This is a genomic window from Acinetobacter sp. (genome assembly GCF_050285345.1).
In the GTDB taxonomy this organism is placed as follows: domain Bacteria; phylum Pseudomonadota; class Gammaproteobacteria; order Pseudomonadales; family Moraxellaceae; genus Acinetobacter.
Genome location: NZ_JBLZXR010000114.1, coordinates 1 through 5,040 on the forward strand (window position 1 = coordinate 1; position 5,040 = coordinate 5,040).

The 5,040-nt window shown below is 39.0% G+C and carries 5 protein-coding genes; all 5 read right to left on the minus strand.

Annotated elements, in window-relative coordinates; all coding sequences use genetic code 11:
* Positions 1-223: 223 nt before the first annotated feature.
* Entirely contained in the window at positions 224-919 is a 696-nt protein-coding gene (gene hisG, locus ACN6OV_RS09550) for an ATP phosphoribosyltransferase (protein WP_427952377.1), read from the minus strand.
* The gene (gene murA / locus ACN6OV_RS09555; protein WP_427952379.1) at positions 919-2,175 is read right to left on the minus strand and encodes a UDP-N-acetylglucosamine 1-carboxyvinyltransferase; all 1,257 of its coding nucleotides are present in this window, start codon (positions 2,173-2,175) and stop codon (positions 919-921) included. Before murA ends, hisG begins: the two co-directional genes overlap by 1 nt.
* Before the next feature lie 6 nt (positions 2,176-2,181).
* On the minus strand, positions 2,182-2,433 hold the full coding sequence (gene ibaG, locus ACN6OV_RS09560) for a BolA family iron metabolism protein IbaG (protein WP_078191194.1): 252 nt from the start codon (positions 2,431-2,433) through the stop codon (positions 2,182-2,184).
* Positions 2,434-2,569: 136 nt separating this feature from the next.
* Positions 2,570-2,902: a ribosome hibernation-promoting factor, HPF/YfiA family gene (hpf, locus tag ACN6OV_RS09565; protein ID WP_427952382.1), complete on the minus strand. Its 333-nt coding sequence runs from the start codon at positions 2,900-2,902 to the stop codon at positions 2,570-2,572.
* Positions 2,903-3,072: 170 nt separating this feature from the next.
* Positions 3,073-4,527: an RNA polymerase factor sigma-54 gene (locus ACN6OV_RS09570; protein ID WP_427952384.1), complete on the minus strand. Its 1,455-nt coding sequence runs from the start codon at positions 4,525-4,527 to the stop codon at positions 3,073-3,075.
* Positions 4,528-5,040: the final 513 nt, after the last annotated feature.

Here is a 5,040-nt window from a genome sequence, read left to right on the forward strand (position 1 = left end):
AAAAATTTAGCCCAAATTTAACCTGACAGGCACACTAAAAAATGGGTAACTGTCAGATCGGATTTGAGCTAGTACATACGGCAATGCCGAAAACCAACTGACTCAGATTCAATCCTATTGTATTTCGACCCAATAACAACCATTAAACGTAATATCACTTGAACATAAAAAACCGCCCTCACGGACGGTTATTTATTTAAAATCATCTAGCGAATAGCAAAAATTATTTCTTCGCTTCGCGCTCTTCGACGGCTTTTTCAAGCTGGGCAAGAATCGGATTCAACAAAGTTTGTTTACGTTTAAAGCTCGCCTTGTTGACGATTAAACGTGAAGATACCTTACAAATTTCTTCAAGTGGCTCTAAGCCATTGGCACGTAAGGTATTACCAGTGTCAACCACATCGACAATGTAATCCCCTAAACCCACCAATGGTGCTAGCTCCATCGAACCGTAAAGTTTAATCACATCTACTTGCTCGCCAAGGCTTGCATAGTATTGACGCGTTAAGTTCACGTATTTAGTCGCAATTTTTAACCGACCATTTGGACGAACCATTCCGACCTTACCTGCAGTCATTAACTTACAGTTGGCAATTTTCAAGTCCAATGGCTCATAGACATTTTGCGCACCATGCTCCATCAACACATCTTTACCCGCCACTCCAATATCTGCTGCACCATTTTCAACATAAGTTGGTACATCAGAGGCACGTAAAATTAAAATACGAACCTGCTTATGAGTGGTTGGAAAAATTAACTTACGAGATTTATCCGGATCTTCCAATAAGTTAATGCCCGCTGTTTCCAGCAATGGCAATGTTTCTTTTAAGATACGTCCCTTACTTAATGCTAAAGTTAAACCATGATCAAAATTGCCCATTACGTCAAAATTTGGATCATCGTTTCTCATATCGCTCATTAACTTACTCGCTTAATTTGGGCACCTAAACCTTGTAACTTTGCTTCAACATCTTCATAACCGCGGTCAATATGGTAAATACGGTCAATCAATGTTTCCCCATCAGCGGCAAGTGCTGCAAGAACCAATGAGAAAGAAGCGCGCAAATCTGTTGCCATTACTGGCGCTGCAGAAAGTTTTTCTACGCCAGTCACGACTGCATCATTGCCTTCAACCTGAATATTTGCACCCATACGGGCTAATTCAGGTACGTGCATGAAACGATTTTCAAAAATCGTTTCTGAAATTGTGGCAAAACCACGGCCAATCGCATTGACAGCCATCAGCTGTGCTTGCATATCTGTTGGAAAATCTGGGTGTGGCAAGGTTTGGAAACTAACTGCTTTGGGACGTTTGCCCTGCATATCCAGCTCAATCCAATCTTCACCACGAGTGACTTCTGCACCCATCTCTTCAAATTTATCTAATACAGATTCTAATAAATTTGGATCTGTGTGCGTGGTTTTAATTTTACCACCGGTAATTGCCGCAGCAGCAAGATATGACCCCGTTTCAATACGGTCAGCCACAACAGCATATTCACAGCCATGTAGACTTTCAACACCCGTAACCACGAGTGTATCTGTATCTAAACCTTCAATTTTTGCACCCATTTTAATCAACATTTGTGCAAGGTCAGTAATTTCAGGTTCACGGGCCGCATTACGAATCGTGGTCACACCATCTGCAAGAACCGCAGCAGTTAAAATATTTTCTGTACCGCCTACAGTCACCATATCAAAGACAACTTCGCCGCCTTTTAAACGACCATCAACTTTGGCATGTACATAACCAGCTTCAACTTCAATTTCAGCACCTAAAGCTTCTAAAGCTTTTAAGTGTTGATCGACAGGACGCGAACCAATCGCGCAACCACCTGGCAGTGAAACCTTTGCACTACCATAGCGCGCCAATAAAGGACCGAGCACCAAAATAGATGCACGCATGGTTTTCACCAGTTCGTAGGGTGCAAATTGATTATCTAGCGTCGAGGTGTCTGCTTTTACCGTGTCGCCTTCATAACTAATTTGTACGCCAAGTCCGGCGATTAATTTTACTAAGGTATTAACGTCTTTTAAATTTGGAACATTCGTTAATGTAATCGGTGTATCTGCAAGAATCGTTGCCGCAAGTAAGGGCAAAGCCGCATTTTTCGCACCTGAAATGCGAACTTCACCTTCGAGCTTCGTACCACCCTGAATCAGAAATTTATCCATTAATTATTAAGCTCCGAATAAGCTTGCTTTGCGCCATTCTTCTTTGGTCATTGCACGGATTGTAACCGCATGCACTTCACCGCTGGCAATGTAGGAGTTCAAAGGTGCATAAACAGATTGTTGACGAGCAACAGGACGTTTGCCTTCAAATTGATCATCGACAATGCGTAGATCAAATTTGCCGCCTTGCCCACTAACTGCAACCTCAGCTTCAGGAAAAGCCGCTTTTAAAATTTCAGTGAGCTGTTCACTATTCATCACAAGACCCCATATAGGACTAACGGTGTAAAACCCATCATTTTACTATAAATATCAAAAATAATTCATTAGTCGCATACATTATATATATAAAAAAAAGAGGTTATAAAAAACCTCTTTTGGTACAAAGATCGAACTAAACGGCTAATGGCGTATAAATCAGCTGCATTTTACGGTGCTTATCTAATTGTTTTTTGAGTTTTTCAGACAGTTTTTTGATTGAGGTATACATATCATCCGCACAAGCCTGTGCAAAAAGTTCCGTTCCTGGCAAACGAATAATAGCTTCGGCAATATGATTATCACTACCTTTTCTTGAGCGCTTATCTATTTGATGATCTTTGGTCAGTTTGACCTGCATACTATTGACCTGATCTAAATGCTTGGTCATGTCGGCAAACTTAAGACGAATATTTTCTTCTATTGCTGGTGTAATGGTTAAATGATGGCCACGAATTGTAATCTGCATAATTCTATCCCTCACCTTCTTTCAGGACTAGATAAGTTCAAGTCAAATCATCCAACTTAATATGCAAAGCACATTTAAAATTCATCAGATCATTTCGACCATTCCTTAAAATAAAAAAGAGATTCATTATTTCGTCATAATGAATCTCTAGAATACTCAGATTTTCAAAATCAGATCAATACTTTTCGCTCAGAAGATGACGGAATATGTAACGACTCTCGATATTTCGCCACGGTTCGTCGTGCAATATCAATGCCTTCGGCATTGAGTAAAACTGCTATCGCATTGTCAGATAAAGGTTTTTTAACATTTTCTTCAGCAATTAGCTTTTTAATTTTTGCACGAATGGCTGTCGAGGATGCTTCGCCGCCTGTTGAGGTTCCCACATGACTGGAAAAGAAATATTTCAGTTCAAATAAACCACGAGGTGTCAGCATATATTTATTGGTTGTCACACGTGAAACCGTGGATTCATGGAGCTCCACTTCCTCTGCAATCTCACGCAAGACCAAAGGTTTCATCGCTTCTGGACCTTGTTCAAAGAAAGCTCGTTGATGTTCAACAATACAAGTTGCGACTTTTAATAAGGTTTTATGCCGTTCATCAATACTTTTAATAAAGTTTTTCGCTTCAAGCATTTGGTTACGCAAATATTGATTGTCATCACTCTGATCTGCACGCTTAATCATATTGGCATAAAACGAATTGACCCGTAGCTTAGGCATCACATCTGGATTGAGCTGTACCAACCAATGTTCATTTTTCTTCATCACCACAACGTCAGGAATTTGATAATCTGAATCTTTATTTTCAAATTCCTGACCCGGATGTGCTTTTAAAGTCTTTAATAATGCAATGGCTTGTTTCAGTTGATCGGTATTAAGACCTGTTTGTTTAATCAGTTTCGGTAGTTCATTGGTAATTAATAATTCGTAATTTTTTAATAATAAAATTGCTTCATTTCGATTTGGAACGTCTTCGGACAGGCTCTCAACTTGAACCATTAAGCATTCAGCTAAATTCCGCGATCCAACCCCAACTGGATCAAGATGCTGAATATGCTTGAGTACGACCAGAACTTCATCATCCTCGACTTCATCCTCATAATCCATTGACTCTAAAAGGTGTTGAACCGATTGTGTGATTTCATTGATTGTGCCATCTAAGAAACCTTTTTCATTCAATGAGTCAATAATGCAATGGGCAATTAATTTATCCACCAATGAAAAATGTAGAAGATTCACTTGCTCAAGCATGTGTTCTTGTAAACTTTGATGTCCTTGACGATTATCCTCACGCTCTTCAAATTCTGCTGCGCCCAAACTCGTCGGTTGATGGGTATAGACATCTTCCCATTCAGTATCAACAGGAAGTTCATCAGGCAGATGATCCGCATTTAATTCTCTGGTTAAATCTTTATTATCACGCTCTTGTTCTTGTAAATTATTTAAACTTTCAACAGAGTTTTGCTCTTCAACTTTTTCGAGCAACGGATTACTATCAAGTTGGATTTGAATTTCCTGTTCAAGCTCCAAACTTGATAGTTGTAAAAGTCGAATTGCCTGCTGCAATTGAGGAGTCAACGAAAGGCTGTTCGCAACCTTCAATCCAACAGATAATTTCATACGCTTTCCTTAATATAATTAAGCAAAAAACATGCCTATAAAGATATTTATAACATAAAGAAAAGTTTAGGCACACAGGCAAGGCTCAGTATTTTGATCAAAATTAAAATATAGCTGGATAAATCATCGTTCAATTAAACTGTGTAAATCTATTTTAAACCTTCACTTCAACATTACTTTGCTACGAAATACGACGTAATCTCCAAAGTGTCAACCCAACTGCAATAAGGGAAGTAATACCAACACTGTTGACATCCTCGCCTCCCTTATCTCTATTGTTCTATAGTTTTTAGGATTTGGCTATATTGTTCATTGCAGTTCCTTACAAATTTGAATTTTTATATTTATTTTAGTGACTACTCACAATTTTCTCTAATAATTTTCTTTATTTTCTTTTTTTAAGCATAAAAAAATCCCCCTGCTCGCTTTGAGTCAGGGGGGATTTGAATAATGAGCTGGCGATGACTTACTCTCACATGGGTAACCCCACACTACCATCAGCGCAAAGAGGTT